We start from the raw sequence: 23,955 nt of genomic DNA on the forward strand, positions 1-23,955 counted from the left end.
ATGTCTATCTCATGGGTTCGATGCGGGAGTACGACCTGGTTGTCATCGGTTCTGGTCCGGGCGGGCAGAAAGCGGCGATCGCCGCGGCCAAGCTTGGCAAGTCGGTCGCCGTCGTCGAGCGCGGCCGGATGCTGGGCGGGGTCTGCGTCAACACCGGAACTATCCCGTCGAAAACGTTGCGGGAAGCGGTGGTCTATCTCACCGGGATGAGCCAGCGCGAACTGTACGGCGCGAGTTATCGCGTCAAGGACAAGATCACCCCGGCCGACCTGTTGGCCCGCACCCAGCACGTGATCGGCAAGCAAGTCGACGTGGTGCGAAATCAGTTGATGCGCAACCGAATTGACCTGATCGTCGGACATGGTCGCTTCGTCGACCCACATACCATTCTGGTGGAGGACGCGTCGCGCGGCGAACGTGTCACCGTCTCCGGCGACTTCATCGTGATCGCCACCGGCACCAAGCCGGTGCGGCCCGGCGGGGTCGAGTTCGACGAGGAACGCGTGCTGGACTCCGACGGCATTCTCGATCTCAAGTCGCTGCCGTCGTCGATGGTGGTGGTTGGCGCCGGCGTGATCGGCATCGAATACGCGTCGATGTTCGCCGCGCTGGGCACCAAGGTGACGGTCGTGGAAAAGCGCGAGACGATGCTGGACTTCTGCGACCCGGAGATCGTCGAGGCGCTGAAATTCCATCTGCGGGACCTGGCCGTCACGTTCCGGTTCGGCGAGGAGGTCACCGCGGTGGACGTCGGCTCCGTCGGCACCGTCACCACGCTGGCCAGCGGCAAGCAGATCCCCGCCGAGACCGTGATGTACTCCGCGGGGCGCCAGGGCCAGACCGAGGATCTCGACCTGGACAAGGCCGGGTTGGAGACCGACCACCGCGGCCGGATTTTCGTCGACGACCAGTTCTGCACCAAGGTCGACCACATCTACGCCGTCGGCGACGTGATCGGCTTCCCCGCCCTGGCCGCCACCTCGATGGACCAGGGCCGGCTGGCCGCCTATCACGCGTTCGGCGAGCCCACCGACGGCATGACCGATCTGCAGCCGATCGGCATCTACTCGATCCCGGAGGTCTCCTACGTGGGCGCCACCGAGGTCGAGCTGACCAAGGACGCGATCCCCTACGAGGTGGGGGTGGCCCGCTACCGCGAGCTGGCCCGCGGCCAGATCGCCGGCGACTCCTACGGCATGCTCAAGCTGCTCGCGTCGACCGAGGACCGCACGCTGCTCGGCGTGCACATCTTCGGCACCAGCGCCACCGAGATGGTGCACATCGGGCAGGCCGTGATGGGCTGCGGCGGCACCGTCGACTACCTGGTCGACGCGGTGTTCAACTATCCGACGTTCTCGGAGGCCTACAAGGTGGCGGCACTCGACGTCACGAACAAGATGCGGGCGCTCAACCAGTTCCGCAGTTAGCAGGGGTCGTTAAAGGCTTGCGGGGCAACATCGCCCGGCCCGCCGGCCTCGGCACGGTCCAATAGCGCGGTGGTCTGCTCGTCGAATGGCGCCGAATACGAGACGTTTTCCTCGCAGCCGCCGCCGTCCAGCCCACCGATCACGCCCGTCACCGTCGACCCGCTGATCCACGGCGCGCCGCTGGTGCCGTCGACCAGCCCGGCACAGGGCAGCGTGGGGTAGGTCCCCTGCGTCAGCGCCGTTTCGGCCCGGCAGCCGATCGGCGCGCCACCGGCGCCGACCGGATAGCCGACGACGCTGACCCGGGTGCCCGGTCCGGGGGCGCTGCCCAGCGACAGCGCTGAGCCGGCCCTCGCCTCGACCGCGGCACCGTCGGGGCGGCTGACCCGCGCGATCGCATAGTCGGCGCGCGGGTCCTGGGTCGCCAGCCAGCGCGGATCGAGATACACGGTGTCGACCGTCCAGACCTCGGCCGGCGGGGCGGACCCCGAAAACCCAGGGACGAAGTTCGTCGGCAACCCCGCGGCCAGGCAGTGCGCCGCCGTGAGCACCAGGTCGCCGCCGGCGGAATGCAGCACCGAGCCGGTACAGGTGTGCAGGTCACCGCCGCCGAGAAAGATCGCGCCCACCCGCGGGTCGGGCGGCACCGGGCCCGCCGCAATGCCGTTGACCACGGCATGCTCGGACGTGGCGGTGATCGGCGCCGACGCCGCCCGCTGCCCGCACGCCGCCAGCAGCACGGCCAGCACCGACAGGCCCGCCACCACTCGTCGCATCACCGCCGATCATGCCCGATCATGCGGAATGCGGTCTTCCGGCACCGCGTTTGGACGTACGGGCGGGTGTTGCCCGCCGATCTGCGAGAGACTGTATGAGGCGGTGCGATACGCCGCGCCACGACGAGGAGGCAATCGATGGGCCACCACCAGCCCCCGGACCAGGGACAGAACTACCAGCCCGAACAGAACGGGATGTATGAGCTCGAGTTCCCCGCGCCGCAGTTGTCGTCGTCGGATGGGCGCGGACCGGTACTGGTGCATGCCTTGGAGGGCTTTTCCGACGCAGGTCACGCGATCCGGCTGGCCGCCACCCACCTCAAAGAGGCGCTGGACACCGAGCTGGTGGCGTCGTTTGCGATCGACGAGCTGCTGGACTACCGCTCGCGACGCCCGCTGATGACGTTCAAGACCGACCACTTCACCAGCTACGACGACCCCGAGCTGAGCCTGTACGCCCTGCACGACAGCGTCGGCACGCCGTTTCTGCTGCTAGCCGGCATGGAGCCTGACCTAAAGTGGGAGCGCTTCATCAGCGCGGTGCGACTGCTGGCCGAACGTCTCGGGGTCCGGCAGACCATCGGCCTGGGCACCATCCCGATGGCGGTCCCCCACACCCGGCCGGTGACCATGACGGCGCACTCCAACAACCGCGAGCTGATCGCCGATTTCACCCCATGGATCGCCGAGGTCCAGGTGCCCGGCAGCGCGTCGAACCTGCTCGAGTACCGAATGGCCCAGCACGGCCACGAGGTAGTCGGGTTCACCGTGCACGTCCCGCACTACCTGGCCCAGACCGACTATCCGGCCGCCGCGCAGGCGCTGCTGGAACAGGTCGCCAAAACCGGATCGCTGCAGCTGCCGTTGCAGGCCCTCGAAGAAGCGGCGGCCGACATCCAGGCCAAGATCGACGAGCAGGTCGAGGCCAGCCCGGAGGTGGCCCAAGTGGTAGCTGCGCTGGAGCGCCAGTACGATGCGTTTGTCGCCGCTCAGGAGAACAGGTCGCTGCTGACGCGCGACGAGGATCTGCCCAGTGGCGATGAGCTGGGCGCGGAGTTCGAGCGGTTTTTGGCCCAGCAGGCCGAAAAGAAGTTCGACGACGACGACCCGACCTGACCTTTGGCGATGCGGCCGGAGAGCGAGGTTGGCGGCATGACCAGACTCCGGCCGGTGCGTGAGGTGACGCCGTCACTGCAGTTCCGCACCATCCACGGTTACCGGCGCGCCTTCCGGATCGCGGGTTCCGGGCCGGTCATTTTGCTGATCCACGGGATCGGCGACAATTCCACCACCTGGGAACCGGTGCACGCCAAGCTGGCGCAGCGGTTCACCGTGATCGCGGTCGACCTGCTGGGCCACGGGCAGTCGGACAAGCCCCGCGCCGACTACTCGGCCGCGGCCTACGCCAACGGGATGCGTGATCTGCTGTCGGTGCTCGACATCGAGCGGGTCACCGTCGTCGGCCATTCGCTCGGTGGCGGCGTGGCGATGCAATTCGCTTACCAGTTCCCGCAATTGGTCGAGCGGCTGGTGCTGGTCGGCGCCGGCGGTATCACCAAGGACGTCAACCTGGTGCTGCGGCTGGCCTCGCTGCCGCTGGGCGGCGAGGCGCTGGCGCTGCTGCGGCTGCCGTTGGTGCTCCCGGCCGTGCAGATCGCCGGTCGTGCGGCGGGCTGGCTTCTGGGCTCCACCGCACTGGGCCGCGACCTGCCCGACGTGCTGCGGATACTGGCCGACCTGCCCGAGCCGACGGCATCGTCGGCCTTCACCCGCACCCTGCGTGCAGTGGTGGACTGGCGCGGTCAGATGGTCACCGTGCTGGACCGATGTTATTTGATGGAATCCCTTCCAGTGCAGATCATTTGGGGCACCGACGATGTCGTGGTGCCGGTCAGCCATGCGCGGATGGCGCACGCCGCGATGCCCGGGTCACGCCTCGAGATCTTCGAGCGCTCCGGGCATTTCCCGTTCCACGACGACCCCGACCGCTTCATCGAAGTCGTCGAGCAATTCATCGATACCACCAAACCCGCCGAGTACGACCACGCGGCGCGGCGCGAGTTGTTGCGCAACGGCGGGGGCGCGAGCACGGTCTCCGGCCCGCATGAAACCCGGGTTGCGGTGTTGAACGCCATGGGCTCCGACGAACGCAGCGCCACCTGAATGTCGCGTCGCCGTAGGGTCACCCCATGAGCATCGACGTCACGGTATTGCGCGTTTTCACCGACTCGGCCGGCAACTTCGGAAATCCACTCGGTGTCATCGACGCCAGCACTGTGGATGTCCGGGACCGGCAGCGCCTGTCACGCCAATTGGGCTACAGCGAAACGATATTCGTCGATCTGCCCGCGCCCGGGTCGACGACGGCGCATGCCCGCATCTACACACCGATGACCGAGCTGGCGTTCGCCGGGCACCCGGCCGTCGGAGTGTCGTGGTGGCTGCGCCAGCGGGGCACGCCGATCCGCACTCTGCAGCTGCCCGCCGGCATCGTGCAGGTCAGCTACGGCGACGATGTCACCGCCATCAACGCCCGCTCTGAGTGGGCGCCCGAGCTGGCGATCCATGACCTCGAATCGCTCGACGAGCTTGCTGCGGCCGACCCCGCCGACTTTCCCGACGACATCGGCCACTATTTATGGACCTGGACCGACCGGGAAGCGGGATCGTTGCGTGCCCGGATGTTCGCGCCGGGCCTGGGCGTCCCCGAGGACGAAGCCACCGGGTCGGCGGCGGTGCGCATCACCGACTACCTCAGCCGCGACCTGACCATCGTGCAGGGCAAGGGGTCGGTGATCCAGACCACCTGGAACCCCGAGGGATGGGTTCGCGTTGCCGGCCGGGTCGTCGACGACGGCGTGACCCGGTTCGTCTAGCCGGTACGGCGCAGCACCGCGCTGAGGTGGTTCTGCAACGGTTGGCCGACCGCGCCCATCTGCACCGAATACGACAGCTCGTCGCCGTCGATCCGGAACCGGCGGCCGAGCGCGGTCACCTCTTTGGCGGTCGGCGTCAAGCCGATCGTCGACGCGGTCAGCTCGATGTCGATGACGTCGCCGCTCCTCGTGTAGGTGCCGACCTCGATCTCGGTGATCCCGCTGGGATGGGCCAGCACCAGTTCGAGCTGACCGGGCTGCGGCACCCGCAGGTATCCCGTCTCGGCGTGCAGCGGCTTCCCGTCGGCGGCTGCCTTGGTCTTTTGGCCGTAGGCCAGAAACGGCTTGCCGACGTGGCCGAATACGACTTCCTCGAGATAGTCGAACGGCTCGATGGTCGGGTATTTCCCCGACCCGCGGCCCGTCCAGGTGCCCAGCAGCGGCGCGAGCTCTTTGAGGTCGGGGTGCAGGTCGGCGGGCATGCGGCCAGCCTAAAGCGCCGTGGTCGCGGACGGTTAACCGGGCGCTGACACCTTGCGGTGTGCGCGCAGCGCCTCGATCTCGCGCTCGAAATCGTCTGCGGAGGAAAAGGACCGGTACACCGAGGCGAATCGCAGGTACGCCACCTCGTCGAGTTCGCGCAGTGGACCCAGGATTGCCAGACCGACCTCGTGGCTGGGCACCTCCGGCGACCCCTTGGCGCGGACCGTGTCCTCGACCTGCTGGGCAAGCAGGTTCAGTGCGTCGTCGTCGACCTGGCGGCCCTGACACGCGCGTCGCACCCCGCTGATGACCTTTTCGCGGCTGAACGGCTCGGTGACCCCACTGCGCTTGACCACCGCCAACACCGCGGTTTCGACCGTGGTGAATCGCCGCCCGCACTCGGGACACGACCTGCGGCGCCGGATGGCCTGGCCCTCGTCGGTCTCCCGGGAGTCGACCACCCTGGAATCCGGGTGACGACAGAACGGACAGTGCATGGCCGCTCCTTCGCCGCGCTGATAGCCGGGTACCTCAGAACATTCCGAGCGTACCCGCGCGCGACCCGATAGGTACACGGGCGGAGCCGTCAGCCGACCGGCGCGATCAGGGTCTGCCCGGCGGCCAGTGCCGCCGTGTCGAGGCCGTTGAGTTGGCGGATGCGCTCGGCGACCTGTCCAGCCGGCGCGTCCGGTGCCACCCGCGCGGCCAGATGCGACAGCGTCTCCCCCGGTTCGACTCGCACCACGGCGAGCCGATCGGGCACCCGGCCCGCGGCGCCGCCCTGCACCGCCGCGCCGAACTGGGCAACCAGCCCGAGCCACACCGTGATGATCGCGGCGAGCAGGGCCAGCGCCACTGTGGCAGCCGGAGTGATCGGGCGCGGCCGGTGCGGCGCGGTCGACATCAACACCCCGGTGCCGCGATAGCGTGGCGGCGCGACGGCCGGCCCCGTCCGGCGCGGGCGATGAGCCCGCTGGTCACGCGGGCCGGCGGGGCCCACCCGCACCGGGCGAGCACGGCGACGCAGGTCCGGCCGAATCGTCTCGATGGCGGTCATCTGTGCCCCTCTCCTCGACGCTGAATCGATCGCCTGTTCGAACTATAATCGATAGTGCGTTCGAATTCCGAACGTGTGATCGAATCGTTGCATTGCGATTCGGACGGTAATCCGCCCCACCGACAAGCTCGCGGGTCACCGACGACACGCCTCGAACACATGTTTGATCTCCGGCGCGATTGGGTCTACATTCGTTCCTATGAGCGACCGCAGCGATACCCCGGGGACCAGCCGTCGATCCACGGATTCCGGGCTGACCGAGCGACAGCGCACAATTCTGGATGTCATCCGCGCGTCGGTCACCAGCCGCGGCTATCCGCCGAGCATCCGGGAAATCGGTGATGCGGTCGGCCTGACGTCGACCTCCTCGGTGGCGCATCAGCTGCGCACGCTGGAGCGCAAGGGCTATTTGCGCCGGGACCCGAACCGGCCGCGCGCGGTCGACGTCCGCGGCGCCGACGACGCCGGGCCCACGGTGCTCACCGACGTGTCAGGCTCGGATGCGTTGCCGGAGCCCACTTTTGTGCCGGTGCTGGGACGCATCGCGGCCGGCGGTCCGATCCTTGCCGAAGAGGCCGTCGAAGACGTCTTTCCGCTGCCGCGCGAGCTGGTCGGTGAGGGCGCGCTGTTTCTGCTGCGGGTGGTCGGCGACTCGATGGTCGACGCAGCGATCTGCGACGGCGACTGGGTGGTAGTGCGCCAGCAGAACGTCGCCGACAACGGTGACATCGTCGCGGCCATGATCGACGGCGAGGCCACCGTCAAGACGTTCAAGCGCAGCGGCGGTCAGATCTGGCTGATGCCCCACAACCCGGCGTTCGATCCCATCCCCGGAAACGACGCCGCCGTGCTCGGCAAGGTTGTCACCGTCATCCGCAAGATCTGACCCGGTTACTCTGCCCGGGTGAAGCCGTTGACCTGCGCGATTTCCTCACTGGCGAACCAGATTTCGGCGAACGCATCGTCGTAGAGCGCGCTGTCGGGCGTGTAGTACAGGCCGAAGCTGGCATTGCCCTTGACCGGGTAACCCTCCGGCGCCTCGTCCGGGTCGTCCAACGGAAGGTGGATCGCCGGGTGGGCCGGCCCGGCGGGTTCCTCGCTGTCCCCGTCGGCGGCCGCGTGGCGCCCGGAGCGAAGCTCACTCTCGGTGGGAATCCGTGTCGGCGCCGTGTCCACGGCGTCGGGGTCCTCCTCCGTCGCCACGTCCGCACTGAACTCGGAAGGCGTTGCGGCGCTGCGTGTTTCGTCAGACAGGCCGTCGTCTAGCCCCGTGCCGGATCGAGGCATCCAGCCCGCCTCCGGGCGGCTGGCCTCGGGCATCGGCGGGGGCTCCGTGGGTTCGGTGTAGGCGCGGGAGAACGGTGACGTGGCGGGCTCGCCCTCGGCGCCGGCGGCCCAGCGCCGATCCGGCTCCGGCGCGGTGTCATAGGCCGCGTCCGTTTCGGGTTCGGCTTCGAATGGCGCGACGCGCGGGGCGGCGCCTTTGGAGCGCCGCCGCCACAGCCGCGGAGCCAGCGCCACCAGCCCGAGCAGCAGCAGCACCGGAATGATGCCCAGCAACCACCACCAATGCCATGCATGCTTGGCGCCGACGCCGGTGCCGGCTGGCCGGGCCGGACCGGCCGGCGCGTTCTGGCCGGGGATCTGCAGCCCGGACAGCGACGACGCCAGGTTGCCCGGCTCGGTGCTGAAGGTGTTCTTCGCGCGGTCCCAGGCGACCTTGCCGCCGGTGAACTTCTGGCTGACCACGTCGCGGTCAACCGTCTGATCGCCGAGCGGCGCGCCTAGCTTGCCGGTTGCACCGCCGAGTTTGTCCCAGGCGGCCTTCATCGCGCCGCGCACCACAAACGCCCCGTGGTCGGGCGTCCAGAAGATCACCGGCTTGTCGCTGGCCGAAAACGTGCTGACCCGGCTGGCCGGCTTGATGCCGCCGTCGGCCTCGTTGGCCGTGGGGAAACCAAGCTCGCTGCCGGCCGGCCCGCCCAGCGACTCGTATTTGGCCAGGATGTCGCTCTCGACGGCGTTGGCGCCGGTAGCGGGGCTGAAGAACACCTTGCCACCGACGAAGTTCTGGGCCAGCCCGTCGTCGCCGATCGGGTATTGCCCACCCTGCTTGGCGCCCAGCGGACCGGACGCCCCGCCGGCCGCGCGCCAGGCCATGTTGATGGCCGCGGTCGGATCGATCGGCACCTGCAGGTCCGCGAGCTGCTGCGCCAACTCCGGCGGGGTGGTGGTGAACGTCTTGGTCAGCCGGTTCCAGGACACCTGGCCGCCGCTGAACGGCTGGGTGGCGACCTCGCCGTTGTAGGTTTCGTCGCCGACGGGCACACCGAGCACGCCGCCGGAGCTGCCCAGTTTGTCCCAGGCCGCGTTGATTGCGCCGCGTACGACGAAGGCGCCACGGTCGGGTGTCCAGAAGATCACCGGCTTGTCGCTGGCCGAGAACGTGCTGACCCGGCTGTCGGGTCCGGCCAGCCCGGGTACCTCGTTGATGGTCGGGAAGCCGAGGTCGCTATTTGCGGGGCCGCCCAGCGACTCGTACTTGTCGAGCACCGCGCCATACATCGAGTGGGCGCCGGTCTGCGGCGTGAAAAAGATCTTGCCGTGGGCGAAGTCCTGGGCGAACCCGGCGCCGACGGCGTAGACGTCGCCCTGCTTGGCCCCGAGGTCGGAGTTCTCGCCGCCCGCCGCGTCCCAGGCCGCGCTGATCGCGTCGTCGGCGTCGCTTTCCGGGGACGCCGCCGCCGTCGGCACAACCAACGCCTGCACGATTGCCAGGCCTCCCAGACCGACCGCCGCACGCCGCAGCGCTGCGCGTAATCGCCTCTGTTGCGTTCTCACGACACCTCCAAAGCCCGCAACCACTTTGCGTCAGCGCACGAGAATTGCGAAGTCATATCGCAGACATTACGGAAACAGATATGCGGCCGATGTCGAAATGATGCTCGGACGTGCCGATGTCGCGGTCGACCTGGCTGCAGGCGCACGGCGTGTGCGTTACCGTGCCGGAAGGGCCAAGCACGGAATGCCACGGGAGGAACTGCATCTGACATGGGTGTGTCCGCCTTGGTCTGGGCCCTGACCGTCGTCGTGCTCGTCGGGCTGACGGTGTTCGACTACTTCTTTCATGTCCGTAAATCGCACGTACCGACATTGCGTGAAGCCGCCGTCTGGTCGGCCTCCTATCTGGGAATAGCAATGCTATTCGGCGTTGGGCTGATCATCTTCGGTGACACCACGATGGGTGTCGAGTATTTCGCTTGCTACCTGAGTAATGAAGCCCTTTCCGTCGACAATCTGTTCGTCTTTCTGGTGATCATCGGCAGTTTCGCAGTGCCGCGGACCGCCCAGCAGAAAGTGCTGTTGTTCGGCATCGTGGTCGCGATGGTGGCGCGCACCGGTTTCATCTTCTTAGGCGCCGCGTTGATCACGATCTTCGGCTGGGCGTTCTACCTTTTCGGGCTTGTCCTGCTGATCACCGCGGGCAACCTTGCCAGGCCGACGACGTCGGAGGCACGTACCGCTGACACCGCGGTCATCCGCATCGCCACGCGGTTTCTGCGCACCTCCGATCGCTACGACGGCGACCGGCTGTTCATCGTCGAAAACGGCAAACGGGTGATGACACCGATGCTGCTGGTGATGATCGCGGTCGGCGGCAGCGATCTGCTGTTTGCGTTCGACTCGATCCCCGCGCTGTTCGGCCTGACCCAGAACGTCTATGTGATCTTCAGCGCTACGGCGTTCTCGCTGTTGGGTCTTCGGCAGTTGTACTTCCTGATCGACGGCCTGCTGGACCGGTTGATCTACCTGTCCTACGGCTTGGCGGGAATCCTCGGCTTCATCGGCGTCAAGCTGATGCTGCAGGCGCTGCACGAGAACAACGTCCCGTTCATCAACGGCGGCAAGCCGGTTCCCGTCGGCGAGGTGAGCACCACCTTGTCGCTGACTGTGATAGTCGTCATTCTGGTCATCACGACCGTGGCGTCGCTGCGCTCGGAGCGCGGAAGGGTACAGAACACCGTCGCCAACGCCCGCCGGCACGCAACGGAGTACCTGGACCGGCACTACGAGGTCGATCCGGTCGAGCGGGAGAAGATCTTCGCCCGGCTAGTAGGCGAAGAGGACCAAATCCGCGCGCTGCCAATGAAATACCGCGCGCTGATCCGGGAATCCGACGAGCTGATAGAGCTGCTCGAGCGGGCCCACCGCGCGCACGACGGGTACAACGACCAGAGCTAGACGCCGAGGCCGCGGCCGATGATCTCCTTCATGATCTCGGTGGTGCCGCCGTAGATCGTCTGCACCCGCGCGTCGAGATAGGCACGCGCGATTGGGTATTCGCGCATGTAGCCGTAACCGCCGTGCAGCTGCAGGCAGCGATCGATCAGGTGCACTTGCTTTTCCGTGGAGTACCACTTGGCCATCGCGGCCTGCTCGGCGGTGAGCTTTTCCTCCAGATGCAGCCGGATGAACTCGTCGACCATCATCCGCACCACGGTGGCCTCGGTGGCCAGCTCGGCCAGCAGGAACCGGCTGTTCTGGAAACTGCCGATCGGCCGGCCAAAAGCCTTGCGTTCCTTGGCATATTGCACCGTCTGCTCGAGAACGGTTTCCATCGCCGCGGCCGCCATGATCGCGATCGAGATGCGCTCCTGCGGCAGGTTCTGCATGAGGTAGATGAAGCCCATGCCTTCCTGCCCGAGCAGGTTTTCCGCGGGGACCTTGACGTCGGTGAACGACAACTCGGCGGTGTCCTGGGCGTCCAGGCCGATCTTGTCCAAGTGCCGGCCGCGTTCGAATCCCTCCATCCCGCGTTCGACCACCAGCAGCGAAAAGCCTTGCGCGCCTTTGTCCGGGTCGGTCTGCGCCACGACGATCACCAGATCGGAGTTGATGCCGTTGGTGATGAACGTCTTGGATCCGTTGAGCACGTAGTGGTCGCCCTCTTTGACCGCGCGGGTCTTGATGCCCTGCAAGTCGCTGCCGGTGCCCGGCTCGGTCATCGCGATTGCGGTGATCAGCTCCCCGGTGCAGAACTTGGGCAGCCACCGCTGCTTCTGCTCCTCGGTGGTCAGCCGCAGCAGATACGGCGCGACGACGTCGTTGTGCAGCCCGAAGCCGATGCCGCTGTAGCGGCCCTTGGTGGTCTCCTCGGTGATGATCGTGTTGTAGCGGAAGTCGGGGTTGCCCCCGCCGCCGTACTCCTCGGGCACGGCCATGCCCAGGAAGCCCTGCTTGCCGGCCTCCAGCCACACCCCGCGGTCGACGATCTTGGCCTTCTCCCACTCGTCGTGGTAGGGCGCGACGTGGCGATCGAGAAAGGCGCGGTAGGCCTCGCGGAACAGTTCATGCTCGGGCTCGAACAGCGTGCGCTCGTATTTGACGGGGCTACCCATGGATCACCTCCGGCGGCTGGGACATCTGCCGCCCAACATATACCAACCGGGCGGTTGGTTGGACGCGGCGGTCTTGACCTCCGGATTCAGCCGCTGACCCGTTGGGGACGACGGGCCCTGCGGCGGCTGCGCTGGCGGGAGCCCCGCGCCGGCTGAGCATGGCCCGTGGGACGCCGGGCCGGCGCGGCCTCGCCGGCAAGCGCCTGCACCGACGCGGAGTCGGGCCCCACCAGTTGCGGCGTCACGGTGATTCCGGCCTTGCGCAGCAGCCGCCGGGTGTCGTCGCGCTGCTCGGGCAACACGACGGTGACCACGTCGCCCGCGCTGCCGGCCCGTGCCGTGCGGCCGGATCGGTGCAGGTATGCCTTGTGCTCCGCGGGCGGGTCCACGTGCACCACCAGCTCGACGTCGTCGACGTGCACGCCGCGCGCGGCGATGTCGGTGGCAACCAGTACGCGTGCCCGCCCCGCGGCGAACGCGGCGAGGTTGCGGTCCCGTGCGGGCTGAGACAGGTTGCCGTGCAGGTCGACCGCGGGCACGCCGGAGTCGGTGAGCGTTCGGGCGAGCTTGCGGGCTTGGTGCTTGGTGCGCATGAACAGGATGCGCCGGCCCGCGCCGGACGCCAGCCGGTGCACGAGTTCCTTCTTGTCGCCGGCGCCGGCGACGTGGAACACGTGGTGGGTCATGGCTGCGGGCGGTGCGCTGACCTCGTCGACGCTGTGCGACACCGGGTTGCGCAGGAAACGCCGGACCAGCTTGTCCACACCGTTGTCCAGCGTCGCGGAGAACAGCAGGCGCTGGCCACCGGCCGGCGTCGCCGCCAGGATCCGGGTCACACCCGGCAGAAAGCCGAGGTCCGCCATGTGGTCGGCCTCGTCGAGCACGCTGATCTCGACCGCGTCGAGGCTGATCAGCCGCTGTTTCATCAGGTCCTCAAGGCGCCCGGGGCAGGCCACGACGATGTCGACGCCGCTCCCCAGTGCGGCCACCTGCCGGGACTGTGACACGCCCCCGAAGATCGTGGTGGCCTTCAATCCGTACGCCGCGGCCAGCGGTTCGAGTGCCTCGCAGATCTGGGTGGCCAGTTCGCGCGTCGGCGCCAGCACCAGGCCCGACGGGCGCGACGGGCCTCGCTTGCTTTCGGCCAACCGAGTCACCAGGGGAATCGAGAACGCCAATGTCTTTCCGCTGCCTGTTTTGCCGCGACCGAGCACGTCTCGGCCGGTGAGGGTGTCGGGAAGGGTGTTGGCCTGAATCGGAAACGGCGTCGTGACACCGCGGGCGGCGAGCACGCTGACAAGTGGTGTGGGCACGCCGAGATCGGCGAAGGATGTGGTCATCGAAAGTGCCTTTCGGGCATCGGTTGTGCTGCTGGCGCGACGAAACGTCAAGCGGCGCTAGCGCACAGGGGCGAGATTGCCGGTCGGCAAAATCGATCGCCGCGAGAAGAGCTTGTGCGGATGCACTGATCGCCGGAATCGGCGACGGGTGAAGCGTTCCACGACGTGTCGGCGTCATTCCTCGTGACGCCGGCGTTCGGCTCACAGCATACCGCATGCTTGGGATTCGTCCGCCTGCCCTACCCGCTGACGGCGAAAGCTGTTGAGCCTCAAGGCTTTTACTCTGAGCGATCGCCGTTCGCCGAGAATTCCCGCAGGCTGGCCGCCAACGCCACCGGAACCCTCGCCCTGATGCGAGTGCCATCGCTGTTGTGCTCGGTCTGCTGTACCCGCCCGTCGGCATGCACGCGCGAGACCAGATCACCGCGGTCGTACGGGATTACCACGTCGACCGCAGCGTCGACGGGCGCCACCAACTCGGCCATCCGCCGGCGCAACGCGTCGACTCCCTCACCTGTGCGGGCCGACACAAACATCGCCCCGGGCAGCGCGCGGCGCAGCTTGGCGAGCGCCAAATCGCTTGCGGCGTCGACCTTGTTGACCACGATCAGCTCCGGCGCGGGGTCGCCGTGGTGGTCGGCGATCACCTCGGAGATCACCTGACGCACGGCGTTGATCTGAGCAAGCGGGTTGACGTCGGAGCCGTCGACAACGTGCACCAGCAGGTCGGCGTCGACGACTTCTTCCAGAGTCGAACGGAACGCCTCGACCAACTGGGTGGGCAGATGCCGCACGAAGCCGACGGTGTCGCTGACCACGAACGGCCGTCCGTCGTCGAATTCGCCACGGCGGGTCGTGGGCTCCAGAGTGGCGAACAGCGCGTCCTGCACCAGCACCCCCGCCCCGGTCAGCGCGTTGAGCAGGCTCGACTTGCCGGCATTGGTGTAGCCGACGATCGCGATCGACGGCACATCGCTCGCCAGCCGGCGACTGCGCTGCGTGTCGCGGACCTGCTTCATCGCCTTGATGTCACGGCGCAGCTTCGACATTCGCTCACGGATGCGGCGCCGGTCGGTTTCGATCTTGGTCTCACCGGGACCACGCAGGCCCACCCCGCCGCCGCTGCCGCCGGCGCGGCCACCGGCCTGCCGGGACATCGACTCACCCCAGCCGCGCAGCCGGGGCAGCATGTACTCCATTTGCGCGAGCGAGACTTGCGCCTTACCTTCTCGGCTGGTGGCGTGCTGGGCGAAGATGTCGAGGATCAGCGCGGTACGGTCGATGACCTTCACCTTGACCGCTTTCTCCAGCGCGGTCAGCTGAGCCGGGGACAGCTCGCCGTCGCAGATCACGGTGTCGGCGCCGGTCGCCAGCACCACCTCGCGCAGCTCGGCCGCCTTGCCCGAGCCGATGTAGGTCGAGGCGTCGGGCTTGTCGCGGCGCTGGATCATGCCTTCGAGTACTTGGGAGCCGGCGGTTTCGGCCAGTGCGGCCAACTCGGCGAGGCTGGCCTCGGCGTCGGCGGCGCTGCCTTCGGTCCACACGCCGACGAGCACGACCCGCTCGAGGCGCAGCTGCCGGTACTCGACCTCGGAGATGTCGGCGAGTTCGGTGGACAGCCCGGCGACGCGGCGCAGCGCCGAGCGGTCGTCGAGCGCCAATTCGCCAGTGCTGGGCGTGAGTTCGGGAAATTCAGTCATAGGTAACAACGATGGTGCCCGCTGCGACGGCGGCACGCATCCTAATTAACGCTGCTCGGCACGCCACCATTCCTTGCTGAGTTCGCCGTGGGCCACCAGCACCGACGGCCCCCGCAGGTAGCTGGTGGCCTCGGTGACGGTGACGACGACTTCGCCGCCGGGTACCCGGACCGTGAGCGCGCCGGCGGCCGCGCCTCCCCACGCCAGCGCGGCGACGGCGGCGGCGACGGTTCCGGTGCCGCAGGACCGGGTTTCGCCGACACCGCGCTCATGCACGCGCATCGACACCGCACCGCCATGCGGCGCGGTGAGGATTTCCACGTTCACCCCTTCGGGGAACTGGTCACGGTCGAACGAGACGGGCGCGCCGACGTCGAGCGCGGCCAGCTCCTCGGCGGTCAGGTCGGCGTCCACGCAGGCCAGATGCGGGTTACCGACGTCGATCGCCAGCCCCGCGAACGGCCGGCCGCCCACGATCGCCTCCCCCACGCCGAGCTCGTTGGCTTTGCCCATGTCGACGGTGACGTCGGCGTGGGTGGCGTCGGCTTGGTGCAGGGTGACCGGTCGCGGGCCGGCCAACGATCCGATGACGAACTCGTCGCGGCGCTCCAGGCCGGCGGCGCGCAGGTAGTGGGCGAACACGCGTACGCCGTTGCCGCACATCTGCGCGACCGACCCGTCGGCGTTGCGGTAGTCCATATACCAGTCGGCTGCGCCGACGCCGTCGGGCAGGCGGCCCAGCACGCCGGCGGCGTGGGCGGCGCCCGCCGTCGTGACCCGCAGCACGCCGTCGGCGCCCAGCCCGCGGCGCCGGTCGCACAACGCGGCCACCGCCGCGGGTGTCAGCGAGAGCTTCGCGTCCAGGTCGCGCAGCAGCACGAAGTCGTTCTCCGTGCCGTGGCCTTTGGCGAAGATCACCAGTTCAGGATACGTGCCGCCAGGCCCGCACGGCGTCGTCGACGGTGCCGGTGCCGGCGGCCGCGTCGAGCCAGTGGATGCGGTGGTCGCGGCGAAACCACGACCGCTGCCGCCGTACGTAGCGGCGAGTGGCGACGAACGTGGGCTCGCGTGCGGCGTCGCCGGTGCCGCCCGCGTCGAGGTCCGCGATGACCTGCGCGTAGCCCAACGCCCGCGACGCCGTCACGCCGTCGCGCAGCCCGCGGCCCAGCAACCCGACGACTTCGCCGACCAGACCCTGCTCGAACATCGCGTCAGTGCGCCGCGCCAGCCGCTGATCGAGATGCTCTGTGTCGCAATCCAATCCGATGATCGCGGTGTCCCATCGAGGTGCACCGATGTCCGGCGCCGACGCGGCGAAGGGCTGTCCGGTCAGCTCCACCACCTCCAGCGCCCGCACGATGCGACGGCCGTCCGTGGGCAGGATCGACGCGGCGGCGGCCGGGTCGCGGCGGGCCAGCTCGGCGTGCAGGGCGCTGGTGCCGACCTCGGCCAGCCGCTGCTCCCATTTAGCCCGCACCGCGGGGTCGGTCGCCGGGAACGACCAGTCGTCGAGCAGCGACTGGACGTACAGCATCGACCCGCCGACGATGACCGGTAGGGCGCCGCGGGCCGCGATCGCCTCGACGTCGGCGGCGGCCGCCTGCTGGTAGCGGGCCACGGTCGCGGTTTCGGTGACATCGAGAACGTCCAGCTGATGGTGCGGGATGCCGCGGCGCTGTGCCACCGGCAGCTTCGCGGTGCCGATGTCCATTCCGCGGTAGAGCTGCATCGCGTCGGCGTTCACGATCTCACCGCCGAGTTGCTCGGCGACGTCGAGAGCCAACTGCGACTTGCCGGTGCCGGTCGGGCCGACGATCGCCAGCGGCCTCACGGCTGCCAGACGCCGGCGAAGTAGCCCACCCCGTAGGGCGCCCCGCGGTAGAGCTCCTTGGCCGATCGCGGCGCCGGCTCGGCGAGCCCCGCCAGCACCTGGAACGCCACCCGGCCGACGACCCGGTCCGGCAACGCGTTCAACGCGGCGACATCACCGGTGGCCAGCGCGTCGTCGAGCCCACGCTGAACGTCGACGTCGTCGGGGTGGTGGCCGCCAGGCGCGGCGGCGGTCAGGGTGTTGGCGCCGTCGGCGAGAACCAGCACGCCGACCGGCTCGGCGGCCTGCTCGAGCTCGGCGCGCAGTTGGCGTCCGCAGGCTCGTGCCGCGTCGGCGCCGAGACCGGCGGAATAGACACGCACCTGGGCCCGCGCGTTGGGCTGGGCCTGCCCGCGCACCCAGCCGGTGAACAATGCGCACAGCGGTAATTCGGTCGGCCCGCCGGCCGCATCGGGTGACAAGCGCACGAGCAAGTCGGCGCCGAAACCCGCAAAGGTCCCGACGCTCTCCGGTCCTAACACGGCGTCCGCCCCGCCTACGCCGATGCCAACCCACTGCGGGGGCAGCGCAGCGGCCGCGGCAATCACCGCTGCCCGAACGTCGGCTACCTCGGCGGCCGCGGCTCCGGCCAGCTGCGGAACCAGCACCGGCGCCGACGGAATGATCGCAATGGCGCCCAGCACGCTAGCGCCTCAGCGACGCCGTGGACTCGGGGATGCTCGGCACATCGCGGCCGGTGCCGGCGGCAATGGTGGCGGCCTCGCCGCGGGCCAGCGCCACCGTCGCGATGATCACCATCGCGACGGCCGCCGTCAGCACGAAGCCTTCGGCGCCGTCGATCCGCAGGGACTCGCCCAGCACGATGACACCCAGCGCCGAGGCCACCACGGGCTTGGCCACGGTGATCGTCGGCAACGAGGCGGTCAGCGCGCCGGCCCGAAACGCCGACTGCTGAAAGATCATCCCGGCCAGCGCAGACGGTATCCAGGCGTAGAACTCCGGTGCCCGCAACACCGCCCCGAAGCCGCCTTCGAGCACTTCGACGACACCTTTGGTCAGCACCGCGAACAGCGCCAGCGACGAACCCGCGACCACCGCAAGCAGCACCGCCGACGTGGGACCGCCGGACCAGATCCGCGCTCCCAGTACGCACAAGACCAGGGCCGGGCCCATCACCACGGCCACCACGATCCAGGTACCCAACGACGCTCGCGAATGACCGACGGTCGGGTCACCGACGATGACCACCACCGCCAGTGCCACCGCCAACAGCGCCGCCCACATCCACTCCCAACGGGTGACCCGGTGATGGGTGAAGCGCGCGTAGATCGGCAGGGCGAACAGCAGCGCCGTCACCTGCAGCGACGTCACCAACATCACCGAAGCTAACGCCAGCGCCGCGGCCTGCAGCGCGTAGTTGGCGACGGCACCCGCGCCGCCCAACCACCATCGGGGGTCGCGCAGCGACATGCCGAACAGCTCGAGGTGGCCGACCTGTTTGTCGGTGATCTCCTGCGCGGAGCGCTGACGAATCACATCCCCGAACGCGGACGCCAATGCGGCGCACAGTGCGATCAGCGCTGCAAGATCCGTCTTCCACATTGGTGCCACTCTATTGCGCCGGGCCGAGCGGGACGGCGCCCGTGCCCGCCGCGGCTGGCACGACATCGAGCTCCGCGGTTGGGATCGCCGCCTCGTCACCGCCCGCCATGGTCGCGGCCTCGCCGCGGGCCAGCGCGACCGTCGCGACGATCACCACGATCACCGACGCGGCCAGGGCAACGATCTCGGGGCCGTCGGCGTCCAGCGTCTCGCCGAGCAGCGTCACCCCCAGCACCGAGGCGACCACCGGCTCGGCCACCGTCATCGTCGGCAGCGAGGCAGTCAGGGCGCTGGCGCGGAACGACGACTGCTGAAACACCGTGCCGACCAGCGCGACCGCGACCCAGGCGTAGAGCTCCGGCGTGCGCAGCAGCGCCCCGAACCCGTTCGGCAAGACGTCGACGACGCCCTTGGTCAGCACCGCGAACAACGCCCACGACGACGCCGACACCACCGCCAGCAGCGCCGCGGCGACCGCTCCGGCGCAGATCCGCGCCGCAAGCACACACAACACCAGGGCCGGGCCAAGCACCGCGGACGCCACCGCCCAGCCGCCGAACGAGGCCCGCTGGTGGCCCGCTGCCGGATCGCCGACAGTGACGAAGACGGCGACCGCGCCGGCCAGCAGCACCGCCCACATCCACTCCCTCCGGGTCACCGGCTGTCCGGTCACCCGCGCGTTGATCGGAAGCGCGAACAGCAGCGCGGTCACCTGCAGCGCCTGGACCAGCACCACCGATCCCAGGGCTAGTGCCACGGCCTGCAGGCCGAAACTGGCGGCCGCCGCCACGCCGCCCACCCACCATCGGGTGTCGCGCAACGACATGCGGAACAGTTCGAGGTGGCCGACCGGTTCGTCGGTGATCTCCTGCGCGGAACGCTGACGGACCACGTCCCCGATCCCGGAGATCAGCGCTGCGACCAGCGCAAGCACCGCCGCGATATCGACGCACGTGATGGGTGAACCCCCTCGCAGTGTGCGGCTGGATGTTGTCTCCAGTGTCACAAAAGTCGCTGGCACCGGCCGGTATTCGCGGGCCCGGGCGTGTCGTGTGAATGAAATGTGTTGTGCGCCTTGACAACTGCGATGTAGGCGAGCACGCCGGTGGCCGCCGCCGTCGGCCCTACCGGTATCTGCTCGTCGATATCCGGCCCGCGTGCCGGGTACCCCCAGGGTTGGCGCTGAAAAGGTGGCCGCGCGCCGCCCGCCAAGCTGCTTCAATACTGGTGGGAAACCCTCGGGATGTCTCCGGAGGTTTGGCAGGCGGCGCCGCAATGCGCGGCAGGTGCGCGGGAGGAACCCGCGCGAAGGGTAGGTGACGGTAGAGATGGCTGACGAGCCCCGCAGCAACCAATCCAGGCCGGTGCCCCGGCCCGGGCCGCGTCCCGGTCCTCGACCCACCCCCAGACCGTCGCCTCACCCCGTGATTGCGCCGCTGGCCACCGATCCGCACCGGTTCGGCCGCGTCGACCCCGACGGCACAGTGTGGCTGATCAGCGCCTCCGGTGAGCGGGTGATCGGTTCCTGGCAGGCCGGCGACCCCGAGGCCGCGTTCGCCCACTTCGGCCGGCGATTCGACGATCTGAGCACCGAGGTCGCGCTGATGGAGGAGCGGCTTGCCTCGGGCACCGGCGATGCCCGCAAGATCAAGGCCAACGCCGCGGCGCTGGCCGAGACACTGCCGACGGCAAGCGTGCTCGGTGACGTCGACGCGCTGGCCGCCCGGCTGGCCGCCATCGCCGACCACGCCGACGCGGTGGCCGCCGAGGATCGAGCGCGACGGGAGGAGCACCGCGCCGCCCAGACCGCCCGCAAGGAGGCGCTGGCCGCCGAGGCCGAGGAGCTGGCCGCCAACTCGACGCAGTGGAAAGCCGCCGGCGATCGGCTGCGCGCGATTCTCGACGAGTGGAAGACGATCGGCGGCCTGGACCGCAAAACCGACGACGCGCTGTGGAAGCGCTATTCGGCGGCCCGGGAAACGTTCAACCGGCGGCGCGGATCGCATTTCGCCGAGCTCGACCGGGAGCGGGCCGGTGCCCGCGAGGTCAAAGAGCGACTCTGCCGGCGCGCGGAAGAGCTGGCCGAGTCCACCGACTGGAGCGCCACCAGCGCCGAGTTCCGCAAGCTGCTCACCGAGTGGAAGGGCGCGGGCAGGGCAGCCCGCGACGTCGACGACTCACTGTGGCACCGCTTCAAAGCCGCACAAGACACGTTCTTCAAGGCGCGCAACGCCGCGACGGCCGAACGAGACGCCGAGCTGCGGGCCAACGCCGCCGCCAAGGAGGCGTTGCTGGCCGAGGCGGAAAAGATCGACACCAGCAATCTCGAGGCCGCGCGGGCGGCGCTGCGGACGATCGCCGAGAAGTGGGACGCCATCGGCAAGGTGCCGCGGGAGCGGTCGGCCGAACTGGAGCGGCGACTGCGCGCCGTCGAGAAGAAGGTGCGCGAGGCCGGCGAGTCGGACTGGGCCGATCCGCAGGCGCAGGCCCGCGCCGAGCAGTTCAAGGCCCGCGCCGAGCAGTTCGAACGCCAGGCCGCCAAGGCCGAGGCCGCCGGGCGCGACAAGGAAGCCGAGGAAGCCAAGGCCAACGCGGAGCAGTGGCGGCAGTGGGCCGATGCGGCGGCCGAGGCGCTGAAGTCCTAAGCGCTACTCGGTCTCGTCGTCATCGAGGGTTTCCAGCAGCGTCCGCGACTGCTTTTGCGCGGCGGCGCGGCGACGCTGCTCTTCGGCGGCGAGTTGCACGATCGTGCGCGACCACACCACTCGTGTCCAGTGAAAAGTCAACGCCATCACGGTAATCCACGCCACGATGAGGCCGATGCCCGGACCGGGGTGCCCCGCCCCCACCGTCTGCCGTGACCATACGGCCAGCAGGCCCACACCGCTGGCCAGCGCGGAGCCGGCCAGCGCCACCCAGGCCAGCGCCCAGCGCCGGGTCAGCAGCGCCAGCATCGAAAAGCCGACACCGAATACCAGTGCGAGCCAGGTGAATACCCGCGACGGCAGCGCCACGGCGGCGTCGGCGGAGCCGTGACTGCCGAACAGCACATCCCAGCCGCGCACGTCGCCGGTGTGCGGCAGGATGAACGACGCCAGCAGCACGAACACCAGGATCGAAACCACCAAAGCCCTTGCGCCCGGCTCGATTTCGCGGGCAATGCGACGTTCGGCCGCCTCGATGTCGTCGCGGAAGGCGTCGAACTCGCCATCGTTCTTGGCGTTCACCGTCGCACCGCCGGCATCCCCAAACCCACTCCCCGCGGGGCGCTTTCGTGGGCGTCACCCGCGCGGGTGCGGCGGTGGGCAACAAGCTGTCCGTCGGCGATCAGGTGGTGCGGCGCGGCGTCGGTCACCACGGTGGTGACGACGTCGCCGGGACGCACCAGGTTGGCGCCCGGCGCGAAGTGCACCAGCCGGCCGTCGCGGGCGCGGCCGCTCATCCGCGCGGTGCGCTCGTCCTTGCGGCCCTTTCCGGTGGCGACCAGCAGCTCGACGGTGCGCCCGATCTGCGCGCGGTTCTCCTCGAGCGAGATCTGCTCCTGGAGCGCGACAAGCCGCTCGTAGCGCTCCTGCACCAGGGCCTTGGGCAGCTGCCCGTCAAGCTCGGCCGCCGGGGTGCCGGGACGCTTGGAGTACTGGAAGGTGAACGCGGCGGAGAACCGGGCCCGTCGCACTACGTCGAGCGTGGCCGCGAAGTCCTCCTCCGTTTCGCCGGGGAAGCCGACGATCAGGTCCGTGGTGATCGCGGCGTGCGGCATCGCCGCCCGGACCCGGTCAATGATGCCGAGGTAGCGCTCGGCGCGGTAGGAGCGCCGCATGGCCTTGAGCACCCGATCGGAGCCCGATTGCAGCGGCATGTGCAGGGCCGGGCAGACGTTCTGGGTTTGCGCCATTGCCTCGATGACGTCGTCGGTGAACTCGGCGGGATGCGGTGAGGTGAATCGCACCCGCTCCAGCCCGTCGACGCGTCCGCACTCGCGCAGCAGTTCGGCGAACGCGCCGCGGTTGCGTGGCAGGGCGGGGTCGGCGAACGAGACCCCGTACGCGTTGACGTTCTGGCCCAGCAGGGTGATCTCGAGCACGCCGTCGTCGACCAGGGATCGGATTTCGGCCAGGATGTCGGCCGGGCTGCGGTCCACCTCCTTGCCGCGCAGCGACGGGACGATGCAGAACGTGCAGCTGTTGTTGCAGCCGACCGAAATGGAAACCCAAGCAGCATAAGCGGATTCGCGGGCGGTGGGCAGGTTGGACGGGAACTCCTGCAGCGCCTCGGCGATCTCCACCTGCGCCGCCCGGTTGTGCCGGGCCCGGTCCAGCAGCGTGGGCAGCGACCCGATGTTGTGGGTGCCGAAGACGACGTCGACCCAGGGCGCCTTGCGCAGCACGCTATCGCGGTCCTTTTGCGCCAGGCAGCCGCCGACGGCGATCTGCATGTCCGGGTTGGTCCGCTTGCGCGGCGCCAGGTGGCTGAGGTTGCCGTAGAGCTTGTTGTCGGCGTTCTCGCGCACCGCGCAGGTGTTGAAGACGACCACGTCGGCGTCGGCGCCGTCGGGCGCTTTTCGGTAACCGGCCGCCTCCAGCAGCCCGGCCAGCCGCTCGGAGTCGTGGACGTTCATCTGGCAGCCGTAGGTGCGGACCTGGTAGGTCCGTCCTGCTAGCGCCGTCGAAGTCACGGGGCCATGGTACGGCGACCAGTAATGTCACAGCTCATGGAGGCCACCGGGCCGATGATCTCGTTGCGCGGGGTCAACAAGTATTTCGGCGGTCACCACGTGCTCAAACACATCGACCTGGACGTCGGCCGCGGCGAGGTGGTCGTGGTGCTGGGCCCCTCCGGATCGGGCAAGTCGACGCTGTGTCGGGTCATCAACCGGCTGGAGACCGTCGACTCCGGCACGATCGTGATCGACGGTGTCGAACTGCCCGCCGAAGGCCGCGCGTTGGCGCGGCTGCGCTCCGACGTCGGCATGGTGTTCCAGTCGTTCAACCTGTTCGCGCACAAGACGGTGCTGGCCAACGTGATGCTGGCCCCGATGAAGGTCCGCAGGATGCCCAAGGCCGAGGCACGCGACACCGCGATGGCCCTGCTGGAGCGCGTCGGCGTGGCCGACCAGGCCGGCAAGCATCCCGCGCAGCTCTCGGGCGGTCAGCAGCAGCGGGTGGCGATCGCGCGGTCGCTGGCGATGAGCCCCAAGGTGATGCTGTTCGACGAGCCGACCAGCGCGCTGGATCCCGAGATGATCTCCGAGGTGCTGGCGGTGATGACGTCGTTGGCCGGCGAGGGCATGACGATGCTGGTGGTCACCCACGAGATGGGCTTCGCGCGGCATGCCGCCGACCGGGTGGTGTTCATGGCGGACGGGGCGATCGTGGAGGACGCCGAACCGGCCGTCTTTTTCGAGCACCCGCAGACGGACCGTGCGAGAGACTTCCTCGGGAAGGTCCTCAACCACTAGAAGGTC

23 protein-coding genes are annotated in these 23,955 nt (G+C 68.9%); 8 read left to right on the top strand and 15 right to left on the bottom strand.

From position 1 onward, the window contains the following. The first annotated feature begins 20 nt into the window (after nt 1-20). Nucleotides 21-1,427 (top strand): Si-specific NAD(P)(+) transhydrogenase, encoded by a 1,407-nt coding sequence (sthA, locus tag G6N47_RS22630; RefSeq protein ID WP_139799550.1) that lies wholly within the window; start codon nt 21-23, stop codon nt 1,425-1,427. Here sthA and G6N47_RS22635 read toward each other — a convergent pair. Continuing rightward, on the bottom strand, nt 1,424-2,203 hold the full coding sequence (locus tag G6N47_RS22635; protein WP_083132425.1) for a trypsin-like serine peptidase: 780 nt from the start codon (nt 2,201-2,203) through the stop codon (nt 1,424-1,426). The two genes, sthA and G6N47_RS22635, sit on opposite strands and share 4 nt — an antisense overlap. A gap of 138 nt (nt 2,204-2,341) precedes the next feature. Between G6N47_RS22635 and G6N47_RS22640 the strand changes: the two genes are divergently transcribed. Genes G6N47_RS22640 through G6N47_RS22650 form a run of 3 tightly spaced genes read left to right on the top strand, consistent with a single transcriptional unit; the run spans nt 2,342 to nt 5,079 of the window. Continuing rightward, nucleotides 2,342-3,319, top strand: coding sequence for a proteasome assembly chaperone family protein (locus G6N47_RS22640; RefSeq protein WP_083132424.1), 978 nt, complete (start codon nt 2,342-2,344; stop codon nt 3,317-3,319). A gap of 36 nt (nt 3,320-3,355) precedes the next feature. Next, on the top strand, nt 3,356-4,366 hold the full coding sequence (locus tag G6N47_RS22645; RefSeq protein WP_083132496.1) for an alpha/beta fold hydrolase: 1,011 nt from the start codon (nt 3,356-3,358) through the stop codon (nt 4,364-4,366). A 26-nt stretch (nt 4,367-4,392) separates the two neighbouring features. Next, the gene (locus G6N47_RS22650; protein WP_083132423.1) at nt 4,393-5,079 is read left to right on the top strand and encodes a PhzF family phenazine biosynthesis protein; all 687 of its coding nucleotides are present in this window, start codon (nt 4,393-4,395) and stop codon (nt 5,077-5,079) included. Here G6N47_RS22650 and G6N47_RS22655 read toward each other — a convergent pair. From G6N47_RS22655 to G6N47_RS22665, 3 genes are all read right to left on the bottom strand, one after another. Then, nucleotides 5,076-5,561, bottom strand: coding sequence for a peroxynitrite isomerase (locus G6N47_RS22655; RefSeq protein WP_083132422.1), 486 nt, complete (start codon nt 5,559-5,561; stop codon nt 5,076-5,078). The genes G6N47_RS22650 and G6N47_RS22655 overlap by 4 nt on opposite strands. Nucleotides 5,562-5,594: 33 nt before the next feature. Beyond that, the gene (nrdR, locus tag G6N47_RS22660; protein ID WP_045382293.1) at nt 5,595-6,059 is read right to left on the bottom strand and encodes a transcriptional regulator NrdR; all 465 of its coding nucleotides are present in this window, start codon (nt 6,057-6,059) and stop codon (nt 5,595-5,597) included. Nucleotides 6,060-6,148: 89 nt separating this feature from the next. Next, entirely contained in the window at nt 6,149-6,619 is a 471-nt protein-coding gene (locus G6N47_RS22665) for a LysM peptidoglycan-binding domain-containing protein (protein ID WP_083132421.1), read from the bottom strand. A gap of 199 nt (nt 6,620-6,818) precedes the next feature. Between G6N47_RS22665 and lexA the strand changes: the two genes are divergently transcribed. After that, complete coding sequence (gene lexA / locus G6N47_RS22670; RefSeq protein WP_083132420.1) at nt 6,819-7,505, top strand: transcriptional repressor LexA; 687 nt, start codon at nt 6,819-6,821, stop codon at nt 7,503-7,505. 5 nt (nt 7,506-7,510) lie between these two features. On the opposite strand, the gene G6N47_RS22675 is transcribed toward lexA, so the two are convergent. Beyond that, a complete protein-coding gene (locus G6N47_RS22675; RefSeq protein ID WP_083132419.1) occupies nt 7,511-9,460 on the bottom strand; it encodes a sunset domain-containing protein in 1,950 nt (649 codons plus the stop codon). A gap of 210 nt (nt 9,461-9,670) precedes the next feature. Between G6N47_RS22675 and G6N47_RS22680 the strand changes: the two genes are divergently transcribed. After that, nucleotides 9,671-10,861, top strand: coding sequence for a TerC/Alx family metal homeostasis membrane protein (locus tag G6N47_RS22680; RefSeq protein WP_083132418.1), 1,191 nt, complete (start codon nt 9,671-9,673; stop codon nt 10,859-10,861). On the opposite strand, the gene G6N47_RS22685 is transcribed toward G6N47_RS22680, so the two are convergent. The 8 genes from G6N47_RS22685 to G6N47_RS22720 form a co-directional block, all read right to left on the bottom strand. After that, entirely contained in the window at nt 10,858-12,018 is a 1,161-nt protein-coding gene (locus G6N47_RS22685; RefSeq protein ID WP_083132417.1) for an acyl-CoA dehydrogenase family protein, read from the bottom strand. The two genes, G6N47_RS22680 and G6N47_RS22685, sit on opposite strands and share 4 nt — an antisense overlap. 86 nt (nt 12,019-12,104) lie before the next feature. Further along, nucleotides 12,105-13,358, bottom strand: coding sequence for a DEAD/DEAH box helicase (locus tag G6N47_RS22690; protein ID WP_083132495.1), 1,254 nt, complete (start codon nt 13,356-13,358; stop codon nt 12,105-12,107). 278 nt (nt 13,359-13,636) lie between these two features. Continuing rightward, nucleotides 13,637-15,058 (bottom strand): GTPase HflX, encoded by a 1,422-nt coding sequence (hflX, locus tag G6N47_RS22695; protein WP_083132416.1) that lies wholly within the window; start codon nt 15,056-15,058, stop codon nt 13,637-13,639. A gap of 45 nt (nt 15,059-15,103) precedes the next feature. Beyond that, nucleotides 15,104-15,976 (bottom strand): diaminopimelate epimerase, encoded by an 873-nt coding sequence (dapF, locus tag G6N47_RS22700; RefSeq protein WP_083132415.1) that lies wholly within the window; start codon nt 15,974-15,976, stop codon nt 15,104-15,106. A gap of 4 nt (nt 15,977-15,980) precedes the next feature. Beyond that, the gene (gene miaA / locus G6N47_RS22705; RefSeq protein ID WP_083132414.1) at nt 15,981-16,889 is read right to left on the bottom strand and encodes a tRNA (adenosine(37)-N6)-dimethylallyltransferase MiaA; all 909 of its coding nucleotides are present in this window, start codon (nt 16,887-16,889) and stop codon (nt 15,981-15,983) included. After that, nucleotides 16,886-17,572 (bottom strand): class III extradiol ring-cleavage dioxygenase family protein, encoded by a 687-nt coding sequence (locus G6N47_RS22710; protein ID WP_083132413.1) that lies wholly within the window; start codon nt 17,570-17,572, stop codon nt 16,886-16,888. The genes miaA and G6N47_RS22710 overlap by 4 nt, the downstream gene beginning before the upstream one ends. 1 nt (nt 17,573) lies before the next feature. Continuing rightward, entirely contained in the window at nt 17,574-18,491 is a 918-nt protein-coding gene (locus G6N47_RS22715; RefSeq protein WP_083132412.1) for a DMT family transporter, read from the bottom strand. A gap of 10 nt (nt 18,492-18,501) precedes the next feature. After that, entirely contained in the window at nt 18,502-19,449 is a 948-nt protein-coding gene (locus G6N47_RS22720) for a DMT family transporter (protein WP_083132494.1), read from the bottom strand. A gap of 370 nt (nt 19,450-19,819) precedes the next feature. Here G6N47_RS22720 and G6N47_RS22725 point away from each other — a divergent pair, with 370 nt between their 5' ends. Next, nucleotides 19,820-21,136: a DUF349 domain-containing protein gene (locus G6N47_RS22725; protein ID WP_083132411.1), complete on the top strand. Its 1,317-nt coding sequence runs from the start codon at nt 19,820-19,822 to the stop codon at nt 21,134-21,136. 3 nt (nt 21,137-21,139) lie between these two features. Here G6N47_RS22725 and G6N47_RS22730 read toward each other — a convergent pair whose 3' ends face one another. Together G6N47_RS22730 and miaB are read right to left on the bottom strand one after the other, a co-directional pair. After that, nucleotides 21,140-21,718: an Rv2732c family membrane protein gene (locus tag G6N47_RS22730; protein WP_083132410.1), complete on the bottom strand. Its 579-nt coding sequence runs from the start codon at nt 21,716-21,718 to the stop codon at nt 21,140-21,142. Continuing rightward, a complete protein-coding gene (miaB, locus tag G6N47_RS22735) occupies nt 21,715-23,166 on the bottom strand; it encodes a tRNA (N6-isopentenyl adenosine(37)-C2)-methylthiotransferase MiaB (RefSeq protein ID WP_083132409.1) in 1,452 nt (483 codons plus the stop codon). Before miaB ends, G6N47_RS22730 begins: the two co-directional genes overlap by 4 nt. 54 nt (nt 23,167-23,220) lie before the next feature. Between miaB and G6N47_RS22740 the strand changes: the two genes are divergently transcribed. Further along, on the top strand, nt 23,221-23,949 hold the full coding sequence (locus G6N47_RS22740; RefSeq protein ID WP_169717267.1) for an amino acid ABC transporter ATP-binding protein: 729 nt from the start codon (nt 23,221-23,223) through the stop codon (nt 23,947-23,949). Nucleotides 23,950-23,955: the final 6 nt, after the last annotated feature.

The organism is Mycobacterium branderi, assembly GCF_010728725.1.
Classification (GTDB): Bacteria; Actinomycetota; Actinomycetes; order Mycobacteriales; family Mycobacteriaceae; genus Mycobacterium; species Mycobacterium branderi.

Coding starts and splice junctions, on each gene's coding strand:
- G6N47_RS22740 (WP_169717267.1), top strand. CDS start 23,221: ATGATCTCGTTGCGCGGGGTCAACAAGTATTTCGGCGGTCACCACGTG.
- G6N47_RS22665 (WP_083132421.1), bottom strand. CDS start 6,619: ATGACCGCCATCGAGACGATTCGGCCGGACCTGCGTCGCCGTGCTCGC.
- G6N47_RS22655 (WP_083132422.1), bottom strand. CDS start 5,561: ATGCCCGCCGACCTGCACCCCGACCTCAAAGAGCTCGCGCCGCTGCTG.
- nrdR (WP_045382293.1), bottom strand. CDS start 6,059: ATGCACTGTCCGTTCTGTCGTCACCCGGATTCCAGGGTGGTCGACTCC.
- G6N47_RS22725 (WP_083132411.1), top strand. CDS start 19,820: ATGGCTGACGAGCCCCGCAGCAACCAATCCAGGCCGGTGCCCCGGCCC.
- G6N47_RS22715 (WP_083132412.1), bottom strand. CDS start 18,491: ATGTGGAAGACGGATCTTGCAGCGCTGATCGCACTGTGCGCCGCATTG.
- sthA (WP_139799550.1), top strand. CDS start 21: ATGCGGGAGTACGACCTGGTTGTCATCGGTTCTGGTCCGGGCGGGCAG.
- G6N47_RS22690 (WP_083132495.1), bottom strand. CDS start 13,358: ATGACCACATCCTTCGCCGATCTCGGCGTGCCCACACCACTTGTCAGC.
- G6N47_RS22685 (WP_083132417.1), bottom strand. CDS start 12,018: ATGGGTAGCCCCGTCAAATACGAGCGCACGCTGTTCGAGCCCGAGCAT.
- G6N47_RS22640 (WP_083132424.1), top strand. CDS start 2,342: ATGGGCCACCACCAGCCCCCGGACCAGGGACAGAACTACCAGCCCGAA.
- hflX (WP_083132416.1), bottom strand. CDS start 15,058: ATGACTGAATTTCCCGAACTCACGCCCAGCACTGGCGAATTGGCGCTC.
- G6N47_RS22635 (WP_083132425.1), bottom strand. CDS start 2,203: ATGCGACGAGTGGTGGCGGGCCTGTCGGTGCTGGCCGTGCTGCTGGCG.
- G6N47_RS22650 (WP_083132423.1), top strand. CDS start 4,393: ATGAGCATCGACGTCACGGTATTGCGCGTTTTCACCGACTCGGCCGGC.
- G6N47_RS22645 (WP_083132496.1), top strand. CDS start 3,356: ATGACCAGACTCCGGCCGGTGCGTGAGGTGACGCCGTCACTGCAGTTC.
- lexA (WP_083132420.1), top strand. CDS start 6,819: ATGAGCGACCGCAGCGATACCCCGGGGACCAGCCGTCGATCCACGGAT.
- G6N47_RS22680 (WP_083132418.1), top strand. CDS start 9,671: ATGGGTGTGTCCGCCTTGGTCTGGGCCCTGACCGTCGTCGTGCTCGTC.